The sequence below is a fragment of the Sorangium sp. So ce836 genome (genome assembly GCF_028553905.1).
In the GTDB taxonomy this organism is placed as follows: Bacteria; Myxococcota_A; Polyangia; order Polyangiales; family Polyangiaceae; genus Sorangium; species Sorangium cellulosum_D.
In genome coordinates, this window is sequence record NZ_CP102233.1 from 1679052 (window position 1) to 1702253 (window position 23202).

Genomic DNA, 23202 nt, shown 5'->3' on the forward strand with positions numbered 1-23202 from the left:
GTGCCCGCCACAACGGAGGCGGGACGGGCTGGAGAGGGTGTTTTGCATCCTGAGTCCGGAACCCTCACCCCACGCATCACACGACGGAGAAGGAAAAGTGGCACGCGAGTACAGCCTGGAACGGACGCGCAACATCGGGATCATGGCCCACATCGACGCGGGCAAGACGACGGTGACCGAGCGCATCCTTTATTACTCGGGTGTCAACTACAAGATCGGCGAGGTCCACGAGGGCGCCGCGACGATGGACTGGATGGTCCAGGAGCAGGAGCGCGGCATCACCATCACGTCCGCCGCGACGAACTGCTTCTGGTCGCCGGAGCAGGGGCCCCAGAAGGGCGTCTCTCACCGGATCAACATCATCGACACCCCCGGTCACGTCGACTTCACGATCGAGGTCGAGCGCAGCCTCCGCGTGCTCGACGGCGCGGTCGCGGTGTTCGACGGCGGCAACGGCGTCGAGCCGCAGAGCGAGACGGTCTGGCGGCAGGCGGACAAGTACGGCGTCCCGCGCATCGCGTTCATCAACAAGATGGACAAGGTCGGCGCCGACTTCGAGATGTGCGTCGACTCGATCCGCGAGCGCCTCGGCGCGAACCCCGTGGCGATCCACTACCCGCTCGGCGCGGAGGACTCGTTCCGCGGCGTCATCGACCTCGTGACCCTCCGGGCCGCCGTCTTCGACGAGGAGACGAAGGGCCAGCGCTACGAGTGGCAGGAGATCCCCGCCGACCTCTTGCCGCGGTGCAAGGAGCTCCGGGAGAGGCTCATCGAGGCGTGCGCCGACGCGAGCGACAAGGTGATGGAGAAGTTCATCGCCGGCGACATCGACCAGATCACCGAGGAGGAGATCCACGGCGCGCTCCGCGCGGGCACCCTCAGCTTCAAGTTCGTCCCGGTCCTGTGCGGCTCGGCGTTCAAGAACAAGGGGGTTCAGCTGCTGCTCGACAGCGTGGTGAACTACCTGCCGTCGCCGGTCGACATCCCGGCCGTCGAGGGGACGCTGCCCGACAAGAAGGACAAGGTCGTCGCGCGCAAGGCGAGCGACGACGAGCCGTTCGCGGCCCTGGCGTTCAAGATCATGAACGACCAGTTCGGCAACCTCACCTTCTTCCGCGTCTACTCCGGCACGACGAAGAGCGGCGTCAGCGTGCTCAACTCGACCCGCGGCAAGCGGGAGCGGTTCGGGCGCATCCTCCGGATGCACGCGAACAAGCGCGAGGAGATCGACGTCTGCTACGCGGGCAACATCTACGCCGCCGTCGGCCTCCGCGACACCCGCACCGGGGACACGCTCTGCGACGAGAAGCACCCGATCGTGCTGGAGCGGATGGAGTTCCCCGACCCGGTGATCTCGATCGCCATCGAGCCGAAGACCAAGGTCGATCTCGACAAGCTCGGGCTCAGCCTGCAGAAGCTCGCTTATGAAGATCCCTCGTTCCGCACTTACACGAACGAGGACACGGGGCAGACGATCATCGCCGGGATGGGCGAGCTCCACCTCGAGATCATCGTCGACCGCCTGAAGCGCGAGTTCAAGGTCGACGCCAACGTCGGCAAGCCCGAGGTCGCCTACCGCGAGACCATCTCGAAGAAGGCGACGGACGTCGAGGGGCGCTTCGTCCGGCAGTCGGGCGGGCACGGCCAGTTCGGCCACGTGCGGATCGACATCGAGCCGGCCGAGCGCGGCGCGGGCTTCGTGTTCGAGAACGACATCGTCGGCGGCATCATCCCGAAGGAGTTCATCCCCTCGATCGAGAAGGGAATCCGGGACGCGATGGGCCGCGGCGTGCTCGCGGGCTACCCGGTCGTCGACATCAAGGTGCGGCTCCACTTCGGCAGCTACCACGAGGTCGACTCCTCGGGGCCCGCGTTCGAGGTCGCCGCGTCGATGGCCTTCCAGGAGGGCGCGAAGCGGGCGGGCCTCGTGCTCCTCGAGCCGATGATGGCCGTCGAGGTCGTCTCTCCCGAGAACTACCTCGGGGACGTCATCGGCGACCTCAACTCGCGACGTGGCCGCATCCTCGATATGGGGCAACGCGCGAACACCCGGGTGATCCGCGCGGAGGTCCCGCTCGCCACCATGTTCGGTTACGCGACCGACGTCCGTTCCAAGACGCAGGGTCGCGCGACTCATTCGATGCAGTTCTCTCATTACGCACCGGTTCCGGCCGCGATCCAGGAAGAGATCGTCGCCAAGCAGCGAGGTTAAGAAGACGCCATGGCCAAGGAGAAATTCACTCGTACGAAGCCGCACGTGAACGTGGGCACCATCGGTCACATCGACCACGGCAAGACCACGCTCACGGCCGCGCTCGTCAAGGTGCAGTCGAAGCGCCAGCTGGCGAAGGCGATCTCGTACGCCGACATCGCGAAGGGCGGGACGGTCCGTGACGAGACCAAGACGGTGACCATCGCGGCGGCGCACGTCGAGTACGAGTCCGAGAAGCGCCACTACGCGCACGTCGACTGCCCCGGGCACGCCGACTACATCAAGAACATGATCACGGGCGCGGCGCAGATGGACGGGGCCATCCTCGTCGTGTCGGCGCTCGACAGCGTGATGCCGCAGACGCGCGAGCACGTGCTGCTCGCCCGGCAGGTCGGCCTGAACCACATCGTCGTGTTCCTGAACAAGTGCGACGCCGTGGACGACCCGGAGATGCTGGACCTGGTCGAGATGGAGGTCCGCGAGCTCCTGTCGAAGTACAAGTTCGACGGCGACAACGCGCCGGTGGTCCGGGGCGCGTCGCTGCCCGCGCTCCAGGGCGACCCGAAGTGGGAGGAGACGATCCAGCAGCTGCTCAACGCGCTGGACAGCTACATCCCCGAGCCGGTGCGCGACATCGACAAGCCGTTCCTGATGGCGGTCGAGGACGTGTTCTCGATCAAGGGCCGCGGCACGGTGGCCACGGGCCGCATCGAGCGCGGCGTGATCAAGGTCGGCGACGAGGTGCAGATCATCGGCTTCAAGGACACGAAGAAGTCGGTCGTGACCGGCGTCGAGATGTTCCGGAAGCTGCTCGACCAGGGGCAGGCGGGCGACAACGTCGGGTGTCTGCTCCGCGGCGTGGAGAAGGAAGAGATCGAGCGCGGCCAGGTGCTGGCGAAGCCCGGGTCGATCACGCCGCACACGAAGTTCACCGGTGAGGTGTACGTCCTCAAGAAGGAGGAGGGCGGGCGCCACACGCCGTTCTTCACCAACTACCGGCCGCAGTTCTACATCCGGACGACGGACGTGACCGGCACGGTGAACCTCCCCGAGGGGGTGAAGATGGTGATGCCGGGCGACAACATCACGATGACGATCGAGCTCATCGCCCCGGTCGCGCTGGAGGAGCAGATGCGCTTCGCCATCCGCGAGGGCGGCAAGACGGTGGGCGCCGGCGTCGTCACCAAGATCCTCGCGTAGGAAGAGCACCATGGCTGATACAACGAAGATCCGGATTCGCCTCAAGGCGTTCGACCACCAGCTGCTCGACAAGTCGACGAGCGATATCGTCGAGACGGCGAAGCGGACCGGCGCCCACGTCGCGGGACCCATCCCGCTGCCCACCGAGATCCGCCGCTACACGGTGCTCCGGGGGCCCCACGTCGACAAGAAGTCGCGCGAGCAGTTCGAGATCCGGACGCACAAGCGGCTTCTCGACATCATCGAGCCGACTCAGCAGACCCTCGACGCGCTGATGAAGCTCGACCTTTCGGCCGGCGTCGACGTCGAGATCAAGAGCTAGGAGTCCAGGTACCATGAAGGTTACCGTCTACAACCTCAAGCGGGAGCAGGTCGGCGAGCTCGACCTCTCGGACGAGGTCTTCGGGACCGAGGTGAAAGAGCACCTCTTCTACGAGGTCGTGAAGGCGCAGCTCGCCTCTCGCCGCTCGGGCACCAAGGCCACCAAGGAGCGGAGCGCGGTCGCCGGCTCCACGAAGAAGCTCTACCGCCAGAAGGGCACCGGCCGCGCTCGCCAGGGCTCGATCCGCGCGCCGCACCACGCGGGCGGCGGCATGGCGCACGCCCTGGAGCCGAAGGACTGGTCGTACCGTCCGCCCCGCAAGGTGCGCATCGGCGCCCTGAAGAGCGCGCTCTCCCTCTTCGCGAAGGAGGGCCGGCTCATCGTGCTCGACAGCCTGGAGGTCCCCGAGGTCAAGACCAAGGCGATCGCGGCCACGCTCACGACGCTGCAGGCGGATAAGAAGTCGCTGGTCGTCGACACGGCCGGGAACGAGAAGCTGGTGAAGAGCCTCCGCAACCTGGAGAACCACCAGTATCTGCCGCCGGAGGGGGTCAACGTCTACGACCTCCTCAGGCACGACCACCTCATCGTCTCGAGGGACGCCGCCAAGGCGCTCGAGGCGCGTTGCCTTCGCTAGTCAGGGGAGTCCGCCATGCAGCCCGAGCAGATTATCCGCCGGCCCATCATCCTCACGGAGAAGTCGAGCCGGCTCCGCGACCAAGGCAACAAGGTCATCTTTGAGGTCCGCCGCGAGGCGAACAAGATCCAGATCAAGGACGCCATCCAGACGCTCTTCAAGGTGGGCGTGGTGGACGTCAACACCATGATCATGCGCGGCAAGGAAAAGCGCATGGGGCGCGGCTATGCGAAGCTGCGCAATTGGAAGAAGGCGATCGTCACCCTCAAAGAGGGCGACGAGATCCAGTTCTTCGACGAGAAGGCGGAATAGCCATGGGAATCAGATCCTTCAAGCCGACCTCGCCGGCGCGGCGCTACTACTCGGTCAGCGACTTCAAGGACATCACGAAGGTCGAGCCCGAGCGGTCGTTGCTCGAGCAGCAGACGTCCACCGGCGGCCGGAACAACAACGGCCGCATCACGTCGCGGTTCCGCGGCGGCGGTCACAAGCAGCGCTACCGGATCATCGATTTCCGGCGCGACAAGATCGGCGTCCCGGCGAAGGTCGCCGCCATCGAGTACGACCCGAACCGGACGGCGCGGATCGCGCTCCTGCACTACGTGGACGGCGAGAAGCGCTACATCCTGGCGCCCGACGGCCTCGCGGTCGGGGCGACGCTGCTCGCGAGCCGGAACGCGGACATCAAGCCGGGCAACAGCCTGACGCTCCGCTTCATCCCGCCCGGCACCTCCATCCACAACGTGGAGGTCAAGAAGGGCAAGGGCGGCCAGCTCGTCCGCTCGGCCGGCGTCGCCGCGCAGCTCATGGCGAAGGACGGCGATTACGCGCAGGTCCGCCTCCCGAGCGGCGAGATCCGCAAGGTGCACCTCGACTGCCGCGCCACGATCGGGCAGGTGTCGAACGCCGAGCACGCGAACATCAGCCTCGGCAAGGCGGGGCGCTCCCGCTGGCTGGGTCGCCGGCCGCACAACCGCGGCGTGACGATGAACCCCGTCGATCATCCGATGGGCGGCGGTGAGGGCCGGACGAGCGGCGGGCGCCACCCGTGCTCGCCGTGGGGTCAGCTCGCCAAGGGCCTCAAGACGCGGAACAACAAGCGCACCGACACGATGATCGTCCGTCGGCGCGGGACCAAGGGTTAGTCATGCCGAGGAGCATTAAGAAGGGGCCCTTCATCGACGGTCACCTGCTGGAGAAGATCCAGGCGGCCCAGGCGACCAACGCCAAGAAGGTGATCAAGACGTGGTCGCGCCGCTCGACGATCCTGCCCGAGTCGGTCGGCCTGACCTTCGCCGTGCACAACGGGAGGAAGTTCGTTCCCGTGTTCGTGACGGAGAACATGGTCGGCCACAAGCTGGGCGAGTTCGCGCCGACGCGTACGTTCCACGGCCACTCCGGGGACAAGAAGGCCAAGGTCGCCAAGGGCGGCGGTCGCTGATCGCTCCGCGGTAGCGCGAGCGATCGACGGCAGGCGGGCGGGGTCGCGGTAGCGATCCCGCCCGTTCGTTTTGTCGCCGGGTGCAGGCGGCTCGCCCTCGTGAAGGCCCTGGACGGGCGACCGCCAAGGCGACAAGGGTGCGAAAGTGCTCAGGAATCTGTGTTCCTGACGCTCCTCGCCTCCAGGCGGCTCACCGAACGCGACGGAGCTAGAACGTGCCGCGCAGGCCGGCGAAGCCGGGGCCGACGAGCAGCTGCGTCGAGGCGGTGCTGCGCGGCGGCTCGCCGGCGCTGCCGCCCGTGAAGCTCAGGACCAGCAGCGTCGTGCTCGCGACGAGCCCGATCGCGCCGACCACGACCCCGACGTTGGCGATCGTCTGCTGGGCCTTGCCCGCATCGACGTCGTCCTTCCGCTCGATGGGGCAGGGGCCCCGGCAGCTCTCGGCGAGATCGCTGTAGGTGCTGTTCGCCATCAAGCCGGCGACCGTGAACACGGCGAGCCCCGCCACGCCCACGCCGCCGGCTGCATAGGCGTAGGGGCGCAGGTACGCCCGCGCCGAGGGCGCCTCCTCGGGCAAGCTCGGTCCCTCGTCGAGGAGCGCGGGACCGCCGTCCGCGGCGCCGGCCTGGCCGGGCTCCTCCGGATCGAGCGAGACGGTCTTCGCTTCGCCCGCCGAGAGATCCAGGGTCTGCGGGATCGAGGTGGTCTTCGTGCGCAGGACGACCTCGGTCTTGCCGGGCTTGACCGGGAACGGCTTGCCCCACCGCTCGCGCGGGACGTCCTTGCCGGCGATCGAGAGGGAGATCGCGGCGTCCGGGCGCGCCACCGCGACCGTCACGAGCGCGATCTTGCGCGCGATCTCGTCGCGCTCGAGCTGCGCCGTCTGCTCCGTCTGGGCGTAGCGCGGCTCGGTCGCCGCGCGGGCCGCGGCCTCCGCCGCGACCTGCTCGAACTCGAGGTACGCCTCGGTGTGCTCGCCCAGATCCGCGAGGCAGCGCGCGATGTACAGGCGTGAGTTCGGGCTCGCCACCGCGGCGTACGAGGCCCGGAACTGCTCCAGCGCGAGCGCGTAGCGCTTGCTCTCGTAGAGGGCGGCGCCCTTCTTGAAGAGGCTCTGCGCCTTCTCCACCGCGTCCGGCGACGGCGTGGCCGCGGGGGCGTCCGCGCCCGCTGCGGGCGCGGGGAGCGTGCACAGGCAGAGGCAAGAGGCCGCACCGAAGAGCAGCGCACGGAGCCAGGGTCGAGGTCGCACGGTGGTCAGATCCCCGAGGGGTTGTACTTCTTTTTGGTGGTCGATTTGGCCGTCGATGCCGGCTTGGGCGCGGGCTTCGTCGAGGTGGACGTCGGCCGAGGCCGCGCGGTCGAGCCAGGGCGCGCGGTCGACGCGGGGCGCGCGGCCTGCGTCGCCGCGGGCGCCGGCGTCGCCGCGGGCGCCGGCGTCGGCGCCGGGAGCGCCTTGGCCGCCGGGGGCGGCGCGTCGTCAGGAGGCGCGGCGGCAGGCGCCGGCGCGTCGTCGGGAGGCGCGGCGGCAGGCGCCGGGGCCTCCTCGGGAGGCGGCGGCGGCGCTGCCTGCGGAGGCTCCGCGGTCGCGGGCGGCGCGGCCGGCGCGGCCTCCGCCGCGCTCGTGGTCGCGCCCGTGGGCGCGGCGGAGGCCGCGGGCTCGGGCGCGGGCAGCGCGTCGACGCGCGCCTTGCCGCTCTCCGAGGTCGCGCGCTCGTCGCCGCCGCGCACGACCAGCGCGACGGCGCCGATCGCCACGCAGAACATCGCCGCGCCGGCCACGATGAGCTGGAGCCGCTTGCGGCGCTGCCCGGTCTCGAACGACCGGTCGACCGCCGTGACCTCACCGACGTCGTTGGCCAGGCTGCGGGAGCCGCCCCTCGTGAAGCGCGCGCCGAGCGCCGCCGCCCTGGAGGCGGGCGGGTCCGCCGCGGCGAGCACCTTCGTGGCGGGCATGCCGGCCGCCGGGAGGACCCGCGGCACGGACGAGCCGAGCGGCTTGCCGTCGCGCGAGGAGGGCCGCGGGCTCGACGGCTCGGCCGGCTCGGCGGGCGAGATGTCGGCCTGCAGCGCGGGCGCGATGATGAGCCGCGGCGGGGCCTCGGCGGGCTTCGCCGGCGCGGCGATCTCCTCGAGCGAGATCGGCTCCAGGCTGACGGGGCTCTCCTCTTCCTGCGCTGCAGCCGGGGGCGCCGCCGCGGCGCGCGAGGCCGCGCCGGCCGCGGCCGCGCCCTCGCGCGCGCCAGGGCCCGGGTCGGGCGGCGCGGCGTGGAGATCCGGCGAGGCGCCGGAGCGCGGCTCCGAGTTCAGGGCCGACCCGGCGTCGACGGCGGCGATCGCGTCGCGGAGCTCCTGCGCGCGCTTCGACTGGATCTCGCCGATCGCCTGCCGCACGAAGGCCGCCACGTCCTCGTCGGTCGTGGGCTCGCCGAGCGTCGACGCCACCTGATCGATCGCCCGCTGCATCTCGGCGCACGTCGAGAAGCGGTTCTCGCGATCCTTCTCGAGCGCCTTGAGGATGATCCGCTCGAGCTCGGGGTGGATCGCGCCGTTCAGCTCGCGCGGGGGGAGCGGGTTCTTGATCGTGATGTTCTCGACGGTCGAGAGCTCGGTCTCGGCGCGGAACGGGTGCAGGCCCGTCGTGAGCACGTACAGCAGCGCGCCGAGCGAGAAGATGTCGCTCCGGCGATCGATGGGGAGCCCGCCGAGCTGCTCGGGCGACAGGTACGGCGTCTTCCCCTTGATGATGCCGCCGGCGCGCGTGACGTGCAGCCGCCCCTTCGACTTCGCCACGCCGAAGTCGACGATCTTCACGAAGCCGGCGGTGGAGATGAGCACGTTCGCCGGCGAGATGTCGCGGTGGACCAGGTCGAGCAGCGCGCCGCTGTCGTCGCGGAGCTCGTGCGCGTTGTGGAGGCCCGCGCAGATCTGGGAGGCGATGCGGAGCACGATCCGCTGCGGGATGCCGCCGAGCCGCTTGGCGGCCTTCTGCAGCGTGCCGGCCGTCTCGCCGTCGACCCACTCCATGACGATGTAGAGGACGTCGTCCTCCTCGCCGAGGTCGAGGATCTCGACCACGTTGGGGTGCCGGATGCGCGCCGCGACCCGCGCCTCGTCGAGGAACATCGACTCGAAGTCGGGGTCGTCGGAGACGTCGGGCAGCATCGTCTTGATCGCGACGATCTTCCGGAAGCCGCGGGTGCCCTGCAGGCGCGCGGCCCAGACGGCCGCCATGCCTCCCTTGGCGACCGGCATGAGGATCTCGTAGCGGCCGAGGGTGCTCCCCGGCCCGAGACGGTCGACGGCCGACGCGGCGCGACCCCACAGCTTCGTCGGGCCCTGGGCGCCCGTCGGCGTGTGGAGCGTCCTGCCGGAGGTCGGCGCCGGCTCGCCGGCGATCGCGAGCTCGTGCGCCGCTGCCGCCGCCGGCGCGGCCGCCCCGCCGCCTGGAGGGGCGAACACCGGCGCGGGCGGCGCCCTCAGCGCGGCAGGGATGGCCGGCGAGGTAGACGACGCCGGCGCAGGAGAAGGCGGCGCCTGGAGAGGCGCAGGCGGCGCGGCGGGCGCGGGGGTCGCCGGCGCCGCGGTCGCCGCGGCGGGCGCAGCGGCCGGCGCGGGCGCCGCGGGGGACCGGAGCAGGGCCGGCGCCACGGGCACCGCGGGCACCACCGGCGCGCGCGGTGTGGCCGGCGCCGGCGATGCCGCGGGCGCGCCGGCGGCACGCGGCGCGGGCGGTACGGCGGGCACCACCGGGACGCGAGGCGCGGCAGGAGCCGGCGGCGCGGCGGGCGGCACGGGTACGCGCGGCGTCACCGGGCTCGCCGCGGTCGCAGACCCGGCAGCCGCGGGCGGCGCAACGCCGGCAGCCGCGGGCGCCGCGGGCGGCGACGGCACCCCTCGCGGCGCCGGCGGGCGCGGCGGCCTCGGGAGCGGCGCGGCCGGAACGGGCGTCGGCCGCTTCGGCACCGTGCCCTCGGCCGGCGTCGGCGTTGTCCGCGCCGCAACCAGGCTGTCCCCCGGATCGCCGGGCCGCGGCACGCCCGGCCGCGCAGGCGGCTGCTCCTTCCGCGCGGCCGTCGCCGTCGCCGCCGCGGGGACCTCGGGCCTCGCCACGGCGGCGTCGCGGCTCTCCGTCTTCTCGCTCGAGAGCTCGATCCGCGGCAGCGTCGCCGCAGGGGGCCGCGGCGCGGGCAAGCCGCGGCCGGCGACGTCGTCCGGCGAGCCCCAGTCGACGTCCACGTCCACGTCGGCGTGCGCCGCCGGCCCGGCGCCGTTCGACGCGCCGGCCCCTGCCTTGGCCGCGAGGCCGTTCTTCGGCGCCGCGGCCTCCTTCGGCGCGGTCGCGCCGCCGGACGGGCGGAGCTGGCTCGCGGCGACCGCGGCGCCCGCGACCGCCGGCGGGCCTGGCGTCCCACGCGGGCGCGGAGACGGCGCGGTGATCGCGTGGCGGGCGCCATCGCCGCGCGGGGAGAGCGCGCTCTCGACCACGGGGATCGCCACGCCCACCAGCGTCGCGCCGCGCGCGCGCGGCGGCGGCGACAGCTGCGACCCGGTCGCGCCCGCCATCGCCGCCGCGATCATCGTCCTGCGCGGCTCGATCGTCTTGCCGGCCAGCCGGCTCACCGTCGCGGCGACGTCCTCCGCCGCGGCGATCCGCCCCGCGCCCGCGGCCTCCAGCGCCGCGAGCATCGCCGACGCGCTCTCGAAGCGGCGCGCCGGATCGCGCTCGAGCGCGGTCCGGACGACCTCGGCGACCTCGGCCGGGACGGCGCCCGCCGCGAGCGGCGGGATGGGCGCCGTCTGCACCTTCTGGATGACCGCGGACTCCAGCTTCGACGAGAACAGCCGCTGCCGCGCGAGCAGCTCCCAGAGGATCACGCCGACCGAGAAGAGATCAGCGGGCGGATCGAGCGGGGCCGCCGTGTGCGCCGCCATCGCCTTGACCCGCTCCGGCGCGGCATAGGCCAGGCGATCGGGGTTCCTCGTCCCCATGGGCGCGAGCCCGGCGATGGCCCGCGCGACGCCGAGCCCGCTCACCCGCGCGACCCCGTCGATGCCGATGGTGACGTGGGTCGGGTTCAGCTCGCCATGCACGAGCGGCGCCGGCTCGGTCGCGTGCGCGGACGCGAGCGCGCGCAGCACGTCGGCCCCGATCCGGAGCGCGACCGGGAGCGGCAGCCCCTCGGCGCCGGCCGCCGAGACGAGCGCGCCGAGCGGCTCGCCCTCCACGTACTCCGAGACGATGAACACCTCGCCGTCGGCGACGCGCGCGTCGACCACCGAGAGCACGTTGGGGAAGCGGACCTGTTGCGCCATCCCGGCCTCGCGGAGGATGCCGTCCGCGGTCTCGGGCTTCTTCGTGAGGTGCCGGTAGATGCGCAGGATCGTGACAGGCGCGGCGCTCGCCGCCTCACCGTCGTCGGACGCCGCCCGCGCGAGCCACGTGGACCCGATCCCGCCGCCGGAGAGCTCTTTCAGCAGCTCATAATTGCCGAGTCGCGAAGCAGAGCCCGCACCGGGCGGCCTGTCGAGCGCCATGGGACTTGCATGCTATCAGGACGTCAGAAGCTGGATCCAGCGTTCATGGCCGCGGACACGGCGAGCTTGGCCGTGTCCGGAGCGCCCTGTCAGGCGCACCTAGAGCGCGGTCCGAGCGGGCGCCTGACGCCCCTGGCCAGCGCCGCGCGCGCCGCGAAAAGCCTTCAAATCGGCGCGATCTCGGCGGCGCGCCGCTGTCGCGCTCGCGGCTTGACACGCCGGCGACGAGCGCTAAGCCGCGCGACGCGATCGCTCTCGCTGCGAGCGTGGCCGCGGCGCGCCCGCGCTCGCAGCGAGGGGTGAGGGCTCCTCCGCGCGCACACAAGTGCTCGGGTGTGGGGGGCCCGGCGCGGGCCGTCCCGGTCGGCGCCGCGCGTGGCGCGCGCGCCGCGCTGGCGATCGCCCGGCGAGGCGAGCGGTCCGCCGCGCGCGCTCCGCGCGCCAGAGATCCCGCCCTGGATCGCGGGCGCGCGGAGCGAGCGAGGCCGGCGGACCCGGCCAGCTCAGGGGCGCGGCGCGCCGATCGCGATGGGGTGAACGGTCAGCGTCACGAACCGCGTGCGGCGCTCGTGGCTCGAGAACGCGCTCGCGGCGACGGGGATCCCGTGCCGCAGCGCCACGGCCACGTGCGGGCCCGGATCGACCCGGATCGCGCGCGATGGCTGCGCCTCCTCGCCGTCGAGCAGCAGCGTCACGCCCTCGGTCGCGCCGGCGAGGTTCAGCACGATCCGGGGCATCCGCCCCTCGAGGTCCTGGAGGCGCGCGTCGATCTCGGCGAGCACCGCGGGCGCCGCGGCCCGCGCCGTGGCGCGCGCGTCCTGGTACGTCCGCTCGGCCGTCCGCAGCCGGCCGAGCCGCTCGTGGCAGAGGCCGATGTGGAACGCCACGTTCGCCGTGGGCCGGTGGCGGGCGATCGCCTCGAACCGAGCGAGCGCGTCGGCCCAGCGTCCGGCGCCCTCGAGCGTCAGCCCCTGCGCGAACTGGAGCCGCAGCGCGCGCGTCGCGCCGTCGTCCTGCGCGCGGACCCAGGGCGCCGAGAGCAGCGCCCAGCCAGCGAGCCCGAGCGCGACGGCGCGCCGGCGGGAGCGCGCGCGCAGAGCGGGGATCCGTGCGGCGCCGCTCATCAGAACCCGGGGCTCGTGATGCGGGATCTCGAGGCGCCGCGCGGCGCCTGCGAGCGCGGGGGCTTGTCCTCCGCCGCCGCCGTGATCTCGGGGCTGCCCGGGTCCGCCGACGCGAGCTCGGGCGAGCCCATCGCGCCGCCGCGGCCCGCCGCCTTGCCGGACGCCGCGTGCGGCGCGCGCGGCGCGTCGATCCCCGCCGCCCCGGGCGCGCCCGCGCCGCGGCGCCACGCGCCGCTGTCGGCGAAGGCCGCGGCCAGCACGTGGCGGAGGCTCTCGCGCGCCGCGTTCCCGGCCTCCTCGTCCGTCGGGGCCCGCAGCGCGGCCGAGCTGAGCGCCGCCGCGAGCACCGCCGCGCCCGCGACCCGGAGCGCCGTGATCGCCCGCGCGCGCCGCCGCGCGTCCGGCGACGCGGCGCGCGGCGCGCTCCCGAGCGTCGTCGCCTCGCGCCACCGGGGCGCCCGCGCGCTCGAGGTCCAGAGCCGTCCGAGGGCGCGGAGGGCGAGCCGCGGGGGCGCGGCGAGCGCGCCGCGGGGGCGCGTCGTCTCGAGCGACCGCCGACCCACGGACGCCGGCGAGAGGATCACGATCGGCGCGGGCGCGCTCGCGCCGAGATCGTCGAGCGCGCCCGTCAGATCCGCGCGCAGCGAGGCCGCGTCCGGGTAGCGCCGCGCCGGGTCCTTCTCGAGGCAGCGGGCGGCGATCTTCCGGAGGCGCTGCGGGACGGAGGGCGGGAGCGGCGCGGGCTCGGTCTCGAGGATGCGCCGGAGGACCGCGTGGTGGTTGCCCCCCCGGAACGGCTGCGCGCCGCCGAGCGCCTCGTAGAGCATCACGCCGACCGCCCAGATGTCGGCGCGCGCGTCGATGGTGCGCTTGCCCAGGGCCTGCTCCGGGCTCATGTACGAGGGCGTCCCGAGCAGCTGCCCATCGACGGTGATCGCGTCGCCCGCGTCCGTGAGCTGGCTGATGCCGAAGTCGACGATCTTCGGGACGATCCCCTCGCCGGGGACCATGGCCATCACGATGTTCTCCGGCTTGATGTCGCGGTGCACGACGCCCTCGGCGTGGGCGGCCGAGAGCCCGCAGCAGACCTCGATGAGGACGGGCACGACCTCCTCGGGCGGCAGCGGCCGGCTCGGGACGAGGCGATCCGCGAACGGCGAGCCCCGCAGGAGCTCCAGGGCCAGGAAGAGGTAGCCCTCGTCCGGGAGCTCCCCGGCGTCGACCACGCCGACGATGTTCCGGTGCTGGAACTTGCCGATGATCTTCGCCTCGCGGATGAACCGCGCGACGACCTGGTCGTCCCGGAGCGCCGGGGACAGCTTGAGCGCAACGTCCCGGCCGATGAGCTCGTGGCGCGCCCACCAGACGCTCGCCATCCCGCCCGAGCCGATCGGCCGAATCAGTCGGAAGCGACCTCCTGCGACGTCCCCGGCATGCAGCATGTGCCCCCTTCGCCCATCGCGCGTGAGAAGCCTTCACGCCGATCGGGTACCGAGAGCCGAAAGGCACGAGCAAGGCCACGGGCCCCTCGATCCGCCGTCGCCGTCGGACGGAGCCCCCGCGGGGCGCGCGCGTCAGGGGCGGTAGCGCTCGAGGATCTCGGTCGAGAGCTTCACGCCGAGCTCGCGGTAGCCGCGGAAGGTCAGGTGGACGCCGTCGCGCGACGCGCGCGGCGGGCGCTCGCGGTACCAGGTCTCGATAGAGCCCCGCCCGCCCATCGCCTCGTAGGTGTCCCAGAACGCGCAGCCGCCCTCCCGGGCGGCGTCGCGAAGCACGTCCCGGACGACGGGCGTGCGATCGGGCGCGTCTCGCCGGTCCGTGGGCGCGAGGACGAGGCAGTCGGCGTCGGGCTCGACCCTGCGGGTGCGCGCGAGCAGCTCGGCGAGCTGCTTCGCGTAGAGGGACGGATCCGTGGTGACGTCGCCCGCCTCGTTCGTGCCGTACTCCAGCACCACGAGCTCCGGCGAGCGCCGCCCGAGCTCCGCGGCCCAGGCGAGCTCGTTCCACCGCAGCGGCGTCGCCAGGCGAGCGCCGTTGATGCCGAGCGTGTCGAGCACCACCCCGGGCTTCACCTCCGGATCGGCCTCGACGACGAGCCCGCAGAGCTCGGGCGCGCCCGACGGCACGACGCCGAGCTTCGTCGCGCCGACGCTCGCGAGCTTCGCGTGCTGCAGCGCCCCGGCGTCGTCGCCCGCGGCGCCGCGGAGGATCTCGCTCGGGCCGCCCTCGATCGTCACCGCGAGCTCGTCGGTCGGCGCGCTGGACCGGAAGCACACGTCCCAGAGCAGCCGCGCGGACGGCCCGGCCCCGGTCACCGTGATCTCCGCGCGCGCCGGGCCCGGATGCGCGCTGAAGAGGATCCCCCCGAGCCCGAAGGCGCCGTCGTCGACCGGCGTGGAGCCGCCCGGCGCCTTCGGGCGGGTCCGCCACTTGCCATCGGCCGTGAGCCGCGCGCCGTCGTGGCGGTAGGCGGCATAGCCGAGGTGCACGAAGCCGATGCCGCCGTCGCCGAAGCGCCGCTGGAGCGCCGTGCGGACCGCGCCGCTCCAGAAATCCGCCGCGGCGTGCGAGTCGCCGAGCCAGGCGACGCGCACGTGGTCCCTGCGGCGCCCCTGCTCGAGGGCGCGGAGCGCCGCGAAGAAGTGGGCGTAGGGCCCGTCCTCCGGGCGCAAGAGATCCAGCTCCGGCGGGCGCGCCAGCGGGGCGTCGCCGAGGCGCGGCGCGGCCGGCGCGGGGGCGGCGGCCTCCGCCGGGCGCGGCGCGGGCGCCGCGGGCGCGGGCGGCGCGGCCCCCACCTCGGGCGACGGCGGCGCGACGTGCTCGCGCGTCGAGCTGCAGCCGAGCGCCGCGGCCGCGAGCAGCGCCGCGGCGAGGCGGCGCGGCGGCGCGGCGAGGCTGCGCTCCGGGACGTCCGCGCGGGCCGCGGCGCAGGCTGCGCCGCTCACGACAGCGGATCCTCGATGTCGAGCTCGGCGTCCGCGCTGGCCTCGAGCTCCTGGCGCTCGCGCCGCTCGCGGACGCGCTCCTGCACGGCGCCGACGAGCACGTCGACGTACGACTCGAAGGGGGGGCAGGCGATCCCGGCGCCGCCGAGCACGAGGTCGGCGTTCCGGGCGTCGTAGCGCACCGGGGTCATCAGCTGCTCGACGAACGCGCGCGGGCTGCGGACGAAGCGCTCGATCCCGGGCGTGCGGAGCAGCGCCTTGGCGAGGTTCGACGGGATGTGGCCGCGCGCGGCGCGGCGGCCGCTCGCCCGGGCGATGAGGTCGAAGACCCGCCGCGCCGACAGCGGGTGCGGGTCGGCGATGTGGAACGTGCGGCGCGGCGCGAGCCGGTGCAGGCCGATCGCGTGCGTCGCGCGGACCACGAAGTCGATGGGGACGATGTTGAGCGGCACGTCCCCGCGGCCGGGCAGCGGGATCGCCATGTCGGCCGGCGCCGCCATGATGAGCAGCACGAGGAGGTACAGCCCGTCGAGCCGGTCGATCTCCCCGGTCGCCGAGTCGCCCACCACCGTGGTCGGCCGGACCACCGCCGCCGGCACGTGGCGCATCGCCCGCCGCACGAGCACCTCCGCGCGCATCCGCGTCTCCTCCACGGGGTTGCGGAACGCCTGACCCGCGTCGAGATCATCCTCGTACACCGTCCCCGTGCGATCTCCGGCCACGAACGCGGTCGACTGGTGCACGAGGCACTGGAGCGAGGTGCAGGCCCGGGCGAGCTCGATCACCTCGGCGGTCCCGACGACGTTCTGGGCGTGGGCGGTGCTCCGGTCGGCGCCGGCGTGGCCCACGTGCGCGAGGTGGTGGATCCGGTCGACCTCGCGCGCGAGCTGCCGGAACTCGGCGCCCGACAGCCCGAGATCCATCGCCGCGACGTCCCCCTCGATCAGCACGACGCGCTCGCGATCCGCCGGCGCGAGCGCGTCGCGCTCCGCGCTCGCCTGCGCCGACGACTTCGCGAGCACCACGGCATACACGAGCGCGCGCGGCTCGGACGCGAGGATGTGCTGCAGCATCTTCCGCGCGATGAACGAGGGGAAGCCGGTGATGAGCACCACGCTGTCGTAGCCGGGGCGAGGCATCGACCAGAGCTTACCGCAGCGGTGCGCCTGCTCCGCAGCTTTCCGCTGACGCCGCCTCGGACGCGCGCGGAGCGACGGGGGCGTATGCGGCGGCGCGCGCCGCGCGCCGGCCGGGGTCGCGCGCCGCCGCCGCGCCGAGGGCTTCCCCTATCCCCGACCGCGGCCCCACGTATAATCGCCCGGTTGATGCGCCCGGGAGTCACGGTCGCGGACCGTTTCAGGATCGATGGCCTGGCGGGATCGGGCGGGATGGGCTCGGTGTACCGGGCCACCGACCTGACCGACGACAGCCCGGTCGCGCTGAAGATCCTGCACCGCGGGGACGAGCATCAGGAGCGGCGGCTCGAGCGCGAGGCGCAGCTCCTCGCCGGGCTGCGCCATCCGGGGATCGTCCGCTACGTCGCGCACGGGGTCACCGCGGATCAGCAGCGGTACCTCGCGCTCGAGTGGCTCGAGGGCGAGGATCTCGCCGCGCGCGTGGCGCGGGCGCGGCTCAGCGTGGACGGCGCGGTGACGCTGCTGCAGCGCCTCGCGGGCGCGCTCGGCGCGGCGCACGAGCGGGGCGTCGTCCACCGCGACGTCACGCCCGGGAACATCTTCCTGCCGGGCGGCGCGCTGGAGGGCGCCAAGATCGTCGATTTCGGCATCGCCCGCGCCGGCGCGGGCGCGGCGGGCTCCGCGGGGCTGCCCGCGCGTGGGCACGACGGCGGCGTCCTCCGGGACGGCGAGGGCGGGCGCAACGGGGTGACGCTCGGGACGCCGGGGTACATGGCGCCCGAGCAGGCGCGCGGCGACGCGCACGTGGACGCCCGCGCGGACGTGTTCTCGCTCGGGTGCGTGATCTGGAACTGCCTCACCGGCCGGCCGCCCTTCGCCGGGGACCAGGTGATGGCGATCCTGGCGAAGGCCGCCCTCGTGGGCCCGCGCCGGCTCTCGGAGCTGCGACCCGACGTGCCCGCCGCGCTCGACGAGCTGGTCGCGTGGATGCTCGAGAAGGACCCGGACGGCCGCCCGCGGGACGGGAACGAGGTCCTCGCGAGCGCGGCGCAGCTCCGCGCCGCCCGCGAGCAGGCCAGGGATCCCGGCGAGAGCGGCACGCCGAGCACGAGGCCCCGGGCGCTGGCCGAGAGCGCCGCGGGCGAGCCGCGGCTCATCAGCGTGGTGCTCATCCACGGCGCGCTCCCCGGCGACGCCGCGGGCGCCGGGTCCGGCGCGCCGGGCGCCGCTCGGCCGCCGCCGCAGCTCCAGGAGTCCGCGCCGAGGGCCGCGACCGAGGCGGCGGTCCGGGCCGCGGTCGCGCCGTTCGGGGGGCGCGTCGACCGGCTCGCCGCCAGGTGGCTCCTCGTCACGATCGCCGGCGAGGCCGATCCGCTGGCGGAGCCGCCGCGCCCCGCCGGGGCGCAGGCGAGGGCGCCGATGGACCAGGCGGCCCACGCGGCGCGCTGCGCGCTCGCGCTGCGCGCGCTGCTGCCCGCGGACGTCTCCATCGCGCTCGCGACGGGCCAGGACGTCGCCTCCGGCCGCTGGCCAGCGCGGCAGGTGATCGATCGCGCCGCGGCGCTGCTCGGCGCCCGCCCGCGCGCCGGGGGCGAGCGCGCGACGGTCGACGGGAGCGACGGGAGCGACGGCGCCCCGCCGCGCGGCGGCGTGCTGATCGACGACGTGACGGCCGGCCTGCTCGCGCTCGGCCGCGGCGAGATGGAGCGCCTCTTCCCGGAGATCTGCGCCGGCGCGGGCCCCGCCGAGCCTCGGCGCGGCGAGCGCTCCCCCGGCGCCCCGGGGCAGCTCGCCCGCGAGGCGCTCGCGGCGGAGGCGCGCGCCGACGGCCGCGCGCCGGTGCGCGCGTTCTACCTCGAGGAGCTGATCCGGTCGGTCGCCCGCGGCGACGCCGAGGGCTCGCCCGAGACGGTGCTCGCGATGGCGCACGCCCGCCTCGACGATCTGCACCCGGCGGTGCGCCGCATCCTCCGCGCGGCGAGCATCTTCGGCGAGGCGTTCTGGCGCGGCGGCGTGGCCGCCCTGCTCGGCGGGGCGCAGGGCGCGCAGGACCTGGACAGGTGGCTCCTCGAGCTCGCCGCGCGCGCGCTCATCGAGCGGCGGCCCGCGTGCAGGCTCCCGGGCGAGGAGGAGTACGCGTTCCGGCATGCGCGCCTCCGCGAGGCCGCCTACGCGACGCTCACCCGGGGCGACCGGCTCCTCGGCCACCGGCTCGCGGGCGCGTGGCTCGAGGAGGCCGGGGAGCGCGACGCGATCGCGCTCGCGGAGCACTTCGACCACGGCGGCGAGCACGGCCGGGCGATGCAGTGGTTCCTGCGCGGCGCCGAGCAGGCGCTCGAGCGCGGCGATCTCGCCGCGGCGATCGCGCTCGCGGAGCGGGGCGCGCGGCACGGCGACCTCTGCGATCGGCTCGCGGGCGAGGAGCCCGCCGGGGAGCACGGCGCCCCGGCCGGCCCGAGCGGCGCGCGCGAAGGCGACACGCTGAGCGCGCTGCGCCTGGTGCAGGCGGAGGCGCACCGCTGGCGCGGCGAGTTCGAGCAGGCCCAGCGCTGCGCGGCCCAGGCGGCGCGGCGCCTGCCCCGCGGCGCGCCGCTCTGGTTCCGCGCCGCCGACGAGCTGATGAGCGCGAGCGGCCGGAGGGGCGATACCATGCTCACGACCGCGTGGGCGAAGGAGGTCGCCGCGTGCGGCGACGCCGCGGCCGCGGAGGGCGCCCCCGGCGACGCGGGCGCGCCCGGGAGCGCGCCGGCCGGCGCGCGGGTCGCCGCGGACATCCGCTCGGCGCGCGTCATCGCCCTGTGCTCGGCGGCGCGCCAGCTCTTCCCCGCGGGGCGCTACGCCGAGGCCGACGCGCTGATCGCGCGGGTCCGCGCCCTCGCGGGGGATCTCGACTCCCTCTCGCCGCGCGCCGCCGCCGAGGTGCACCGGCTGCGCGGCGCGCGGGCGCGGCACCTCGGCGATCCCGCGGGCGACGTGGCGGGCTACGCGGCCGCGGTCGCCGCGTTCGAGCGGGCCGGCGGCGTCCGCGACGCGTGCAACGCGCGCGTCAGCCTCGGCTTCGCGCTCCTCGCGCTCGGCGACTTCGAGCGGGCCGGCGAGGAGCTCACCGCCGCGCTCGCGGCGGCCGAGCGCATGGGGCTGCGCACCGTCGCCACGCGCGCCCGGCAGAACCTCGGCCGCGTGCTCGCGGCCAGCGGCCGGCTCGACGACGCGCTCGCGCTCTCGCGGCAGGCCATCCTGGAGGCCCGCGCGCAGGGCAACCTGCGCTTCGAGGGCGGCACTCGCATCTACGCCGCCCTCATCGCCCACGCGGCCGGGGACTTCGCCGCGGCCGAGTCCGACGCCCGCGACGCCGCGGAGCTGCTCCAGGTCGTGCCCCCCGCCCGCGCCGGCGCGCTCGCCGCGCTCGCGCGCGCCCTCGCCGCCCAGGGGCGCGCCGACGCCGCGCTCTCGGCGGCGCGCGAGGCCGAGGGCATCCTCGCGCGCTACGGCGGCATCGAGGATTTCGAGTCGCTGGTCCTCGTGGCCGTCGTCGAGGCGGCGCGCGCCGCGGGCGACGTCGAGGGCGCCCGCGCCGCCGCGGCCCGGGGCCGCGACCGGCTCCTCGCCCGGGCCGCGGAGATCCCGGAGCCCGCCCAGCGCGAGAGCTTCCTGCACCGCGTCCGCGAGAACGCGATGCTGCTCTCGCTCGCGCGCATCTGCCTCGGGGAGTCCGCCGGGGTCGCCGCGGCCCGCCGCCCCACGAGGCCCTGACGCGCCGCCGCGCCGCGCCGCTGCGCGCGGCGGTTTTGCAGGTTCGTGGTCGACCGCGGCGGGAAAGCGCTACGGTTCGGTCGTGAGCGTACGATCGACCTCCGCCACGTCCCGGCGCGCCGCCGCGCTCCTGGCCCTCGTCCTCGGCCTGAGCGCGGGCGCCCTCGGCTGCAAATCGCCGGGCGCGCCGGCCGACGCCGGCGTCCAGGGCCTGAGCCCCGTGCCCGCGCCGGCCGGGCTCATCGGGGAGGCGTTCCTGCCGACGCCCGACGCCACCTGGGCCAAGGTGCGCGCCCTCGTCGGCGGCCCGGCGGCGCTCCTCCCGGGCAGCGCCGGCGCCCTCGCCGCGTCGCTGCTCGGCCTGCCCATCGCCGTCGCGTCCGAGATCGACGGCAACGTCCCGGCGCTCGGCGTGGCCGTGGAGACGCCGGACCGGCCGCACCCCCGGGCCGCGCTCGGCGTCCACGTGAAGGACGGCGCGCGCCTGATCGATCAGCTCACGCGGGGCGAGGGGGCGCGCTTCCGCGCGACGCCCGACGCGGCGACCTCGATCGCGCTGCTCGAGCCGCTGCAGGGGACGAGCCCGGCGGCCCTCGGCGTCCTCGGCAACTACCTGCTCGTCGCGGAGACCCCGGGCGACCTGACCGCCCTGGGCCCCTACGTCGCGCGGACGATGCCGCAGGCGCAGGTGCCGAAGGAGGATCTCGCGATCGAGCTCCCGGGCCACGCGCTCGAGGGCCCGGTGCTCAGGGCGGCGCGGAGCGCCTGGGACAGGGCGCGCGGGCCGGACGGCGCGCCGGCCGCCACCGCGGTCCCGCTCGCCCCGATGATCGAGGGCGCGCTCGCGGTGCTCGGCGATCTCGAGCGCGCGCGCCTCACGCTCACGCTGGACGAGAGCGCGCACCTGCGCGCCTCCGGGACGCCGAAGCCCGGGGGCGGCCCGGCGTCCAAGGCGTCGGCCGATCTCGCGGTCGGCGACGTGAAGCCGCTGCTCGATCTGCCCGCCGACGCGCTCGTCGGGGTCCTGGTCCGCGACCGGGCCGCGTCGCGCGCCGAGAACGTGCCGAAGCTCGTCGACGCCGTCGCGGGGCTCGTCGAGGGCGGCCTCCCGCCCCCCGAGCGGGAGCGCCTCGGCGCCGCGATCCGCGCGGCGTCGGACGCGCGCGGCGACTGGTTCGCCGGCGGGGTCCGCTTCGACGGCGCGGGCCCCACGGCGTTCGTGCGCGCCGCCGTGAGCGACCGGGCCAAGCTCGAGGCCGCGATCCAGGACCTCGTCGGGACCGCCGAGCTCCCGCCGATCCAGGCGGCGCTCAAGCGGGAGGGGTTCCGGGTCTCCGCGGGCAAGGCCGAGCTCGCGCAGCAGGGCGGCGAGGTGCGGCGCGTGCGCATCGAGCAGACCGCCGCGGCGGGCCAGCCCGGCGGCGCGGGCGCGCCGCCGGCCCGAAAGGGGGCGCCGGGCGCGGGGCCGCCGCCCGCGATCGAGCTGCACTACCTGGTCCGCGACGACGGCCTCTTCGCGTCGGTCGGAAACGATCCGAGCGCGGGGCTCCGCAGCGCCGTCGCCGCGATCCAGGGCGAGAGCCTCGGCGACGCCCCGGCCATGAAGGCCGCGCTGGCCCCGCTCGGCGCGGACATCGCGTTCGCGCTGGTGCTCGAGCCGCTGCGGCTCGTCGCGAGCCGCCTCGGCCAGCCGGGCGCGGGCGATCCGGCGCCCGTGGTGATCGCCGCCGGCGCCGCGCCGGCCGGCGCCGGCGCCCCCGCCGCCCTCTGGGCGCGCGCCGACGTCGCCGCCGCAGCGATCCGGGAGCTCTCGCGCCTCGGAGGCGCCTTTTGACGAGCGCGGCGCCCGCCGTGCGCGGGCTCGGCGCGCTGCTCATCGCGCTCGCCGCGGGGTGCGCGGCGAAGGGCGGCGCGGACTGGGCCCAGGACGGCTCGAGCGAGCCGCGGATCGCGCGCGGAGGCGGCGGCTGGCTCCACGCGCCGCCGCCAGGCGAAGGCGATCGCGACCCGGGCGCCGGCGCCGCGGGCCGCGACGCCGCCGCGCCGGGCGAGGCGGTCGACGCGACGCGCGCCGACCGGCGCGGCGCCGCGGGCGCGGCCTCCGCGGAGGACGAGCCCGCGATCCTCGTCCGCGAGCACGGCCGGCCCGCGCGCGCGGACGGCGCGGCGCGCGCGGCCGCGGCGCCGGGGCTGGCGCCGGGGCTGTTCCGGAACACCTACTACGACTTCCCGACCGAGGGCGGCGGGCCGAAGGACGCGGTGCTCTACGACGCCGCGTGCGCGCCGCTCGCGAGCGTCCCGCGCGCGTTCCACGACCAGGTCTGCGTCCAGGGGAGCGGCCGGCTCGCGTCGGGCGACACGGTGAGCTTCGCGCGGCGCGGGTGCGCGTGCGCGGACGTCTGCCCGCGCACCGGCCAGAAGGTCTGCTTCGAGCGGCTCGACCCGCGGCGCTTCCCGTACGGCCGCGGCGCGACCGGGCGCCCCATCACGCCGCTGCGCACGGTCGCGGTCGACTCGAGCGTCATTCCGCTCGGCACGGCCCTCTACGTGCCCGAGCTCGCCGGCCTGCCGCTCCCGGGCGGGGGCCGCCACGACGGCTGCTTCGTCGCCGAGGATCGCGGCATCAAGGTCGTCGGGCGGCAGATCGACGTCTTCACCGGCGATCCGGCGGTCACGGAGCGCCTGAACGCGATCTTTCCTTCCAACCGCGGCGTGCGTGTGGTGCTCCACGACGCCCGGTGCCGCGCGCTCGGGGGCGCCACGGGGCCGTCCTAGCCCTGCTGCGGGAAGTCGCGCTGCGAAGCCGACCGCCATGACGCCAAGGGCACCAAGAAACCACGGGAACAGGAGGGCGAAATCCAACGATCGCGTCCACGTTGACGCGAGCGGGAGGC

The 23202-nt window shown here is 75.1% G+C and carries 16 protein-coding genes; 10 read left to right on the forward strand and 6 right to left on the reverse strand.

Annotated elements, in window-relative coordinates; genetic code table 11:
- Nucleotides 1-97 precede the first annotated feature (97 nt).
- Genes fusA through rpsS form a run of 7 tightly spaced genes read left to right on the forward strand, consistent with a single transcriptional unit; the run spans nt 98 to nt 5812 of the window.
- Nucleotides 98-2212, forward strand: coding sequence for an elongation factor G (fusA, locus tag NQZ70_RS06240; RefSeq protein WP_129573398.1), 2115 nt, complete (start codon nt 98-100; stop codon nt 2210-2212).
- A 9-nt stretch (nt 2213-2221) separates the two neighbouring features.
- Entirely contained in the window at nt 2222-3412 is a 1191-nt protein-coding gene (gene tuf, locus NQZ70_RS06245; RefSeq protein ID WP_129344884.1) for an elongation factor Tu, read from the forward strand.
- Between the two features lie 10 nt (nt 3413-3422).
- Nucleotides 3423-3734 (forward strand): 30S ribosomal protein S10, encoded by a 312-nt coding sequence (gene rpsJ, locus NQZ70_RS06250; RefSeq protein ID WP_012233476.1) that lies wholly within the window; start codon nt 3423-3425, stop codon nt 3732-3734.
- A 13-nt stretch (nt 3735-3747) separates the two neighbouring features.
- Nucleotides 3748-4371 (forward strand): 50S ribosomal protein L4, encoded by a 624-nt coding sequence (gene rplD, locus NQZ70_RS06255; RefSeq protein WP_061621681.1) that lies wholly within the window; start codon nt 3748-3750, stop codon nt 4369-4371.
- 15 nt (nt 4372-4386) lie between these two features.
- Nucleotides 4387-4683 (forward strand): 50S ribosomal protein L23, encoded by a 297-nt coding sequence (locus tag NQZ70_RS06260; RefSeq protein WP_020733177.1) that lies wholly within the window; start codon nt 4387-4389, stop codon nt 4681-4683.
- A gap of 2 nt (nt 4684-4685) precedes the next feature.
- Nucleotides 4686-5516: a 50S ribosomal protein L2 gene (rplB, locus tag NQZ70_RS06265; RefSeq protein WP_129573399.1), complete on the forward strand. Its 831-nt coding sequence runs from the start codon at nt 4686-4688 to the stop codon at nt 5514-5516.
- Nucleotides 5517-5518: 2 nt separating this feature from the next.
- A complete protein-coding gene (gene rpsS / locus NQZ70_RS06270; RefSeq protein WP_129573400.1) occupies nt 5519-5812 on the forward strand; it encodes a 30S ribosomal protein S19 in 294 nt (97 codons plus the stop codon).
- 208 nt (nt 5813-6020) lie between these two features.
- Here the strand turns inward: rpsS and NQZ70_RS06275 are convergent, their stop codons facing one another.
- The 6 genes from NQZ70_RS06275 to NQZ70_RS06300 form a co-directional block, all read right to left on the reverse strand.
- The gene (locus tag NQZ70_RS06275; protein ID WP_237245085.1) at nt 6021-7064 is read right to left on the reverse strand and encodes a tol-pal system YbgF family protein; all 1044 of its coding nucleotides are present in this window, start codon (nt 7062-7064) and stop codon (nt 6021-6023) included.
- 5 nt (nt 7065-7069) lie between these two features.
- On the reverse strand, nt 7070-11350 hold the full coding sequence (locus tag NQZ70_RS06280; RefSeq protein WP_129573401.1) for a serine/threonine-protein kinase: 4281 nt from the start codon (nt 11348-11350) through the stop codon (nt 7070-7072).
- Between the two features lie 503 nt (nt 11351-11853).
- A complete protein-coding gene (locus NQZ70_RS06285; protein ID WP_129573402.1) occupies nt 11854-12474 on the reverse strand; it encodes a tol-pal system YbgF family protein in 621 nt (206 codons plus the stop codon).
- Nucleotides 12474-13916 (reverse strand): serine/threonine-protein kinase, encoded by a 1443-nt coding sequence (locus tag NQZ70_RS06290; protein WP_129573403.1) that lies wholly within the window; start codon nt 13914-13916, stop codon nt 12474-12476. Before NQZ70_RS06290 ends, NQZ70_RS06285 begins: the two co-directional genes overlap by 1 nt.
- 132 nt (nt 13917-14048) lie before the next feature.
- Nucleotides 14049-15419 (reverse strand): GDSL-type esterase/lipase family protein, encoded by a 1371-nt coding sequence (locus tag NQZ70_RS06295; protein WP_129573404.1) that lies wholly within the window; start codon nt 15417-15419, stop codon nt 14049-14051.
- Nucleotides 15416-16558, reverse strand: coding sequence for an SDR family oxidoreductase (locus NQZ70_RS06300; protein ID WP_129573405.1), 1143 nt, complete (start codon nt 16556-16558; stop codon nt 15416-15418). The genes NQZ70_RS06295 and NQZ70_RS06300 overlap by 4 nt, the downstream gene beginning before the upstream one ends.
- A 186-nt stretch (nt 16559-16744) precedes the next feature.
- Here NQZ70_RS06300 and NQZ70_RS06305 point away from each other — a divergent pair, with 186 nt between their 5' ends.
- From NQZ70_RS06305 to NQZ70_RS06315, 3 genes are all read left to right on the forward strand, one after another.
- Complete coding sequence (locus tag NQZ70_RS06305) at nt 16745-20308, forward strand: serine/threonine-protein kinase (RefSeq protein ID WP_207217760.1); 3564 nt, start codon at nt 16745-16747, stop codon at nt 20306-20308.
- Nucleotides 20309-20390: 82 nt separating this feature from the next.
- Nucleotides 20391-22142 carry a hypothetical protein gene (locus NQZ70_RS06310; protein WP_129573407.1) on the forward strand — a complete coding sequence of 584 codons (1752 nt, stop codon included), beginning with the start codon at nt 20391-20393 and terminating at the stop codon, nt 22140-22142.
- Nucleotides 22139-23083: a 3D domain-containing protein gene (locus NQZ70_RS06315; RefSeq protein WP_129573408.1), complete on the forward strand. Its 945-nt coding sequence runs from the start codon at nt 22139-22141 to the stop codon at nt 23081-23083. Before NQZ70_RS06310 ends, NQZ70_RS06315 begins: the two co-directional genes overlap by 4 nt.
- Nucleotides 23084-23202 lie beyond the last annotated feature (119 nt).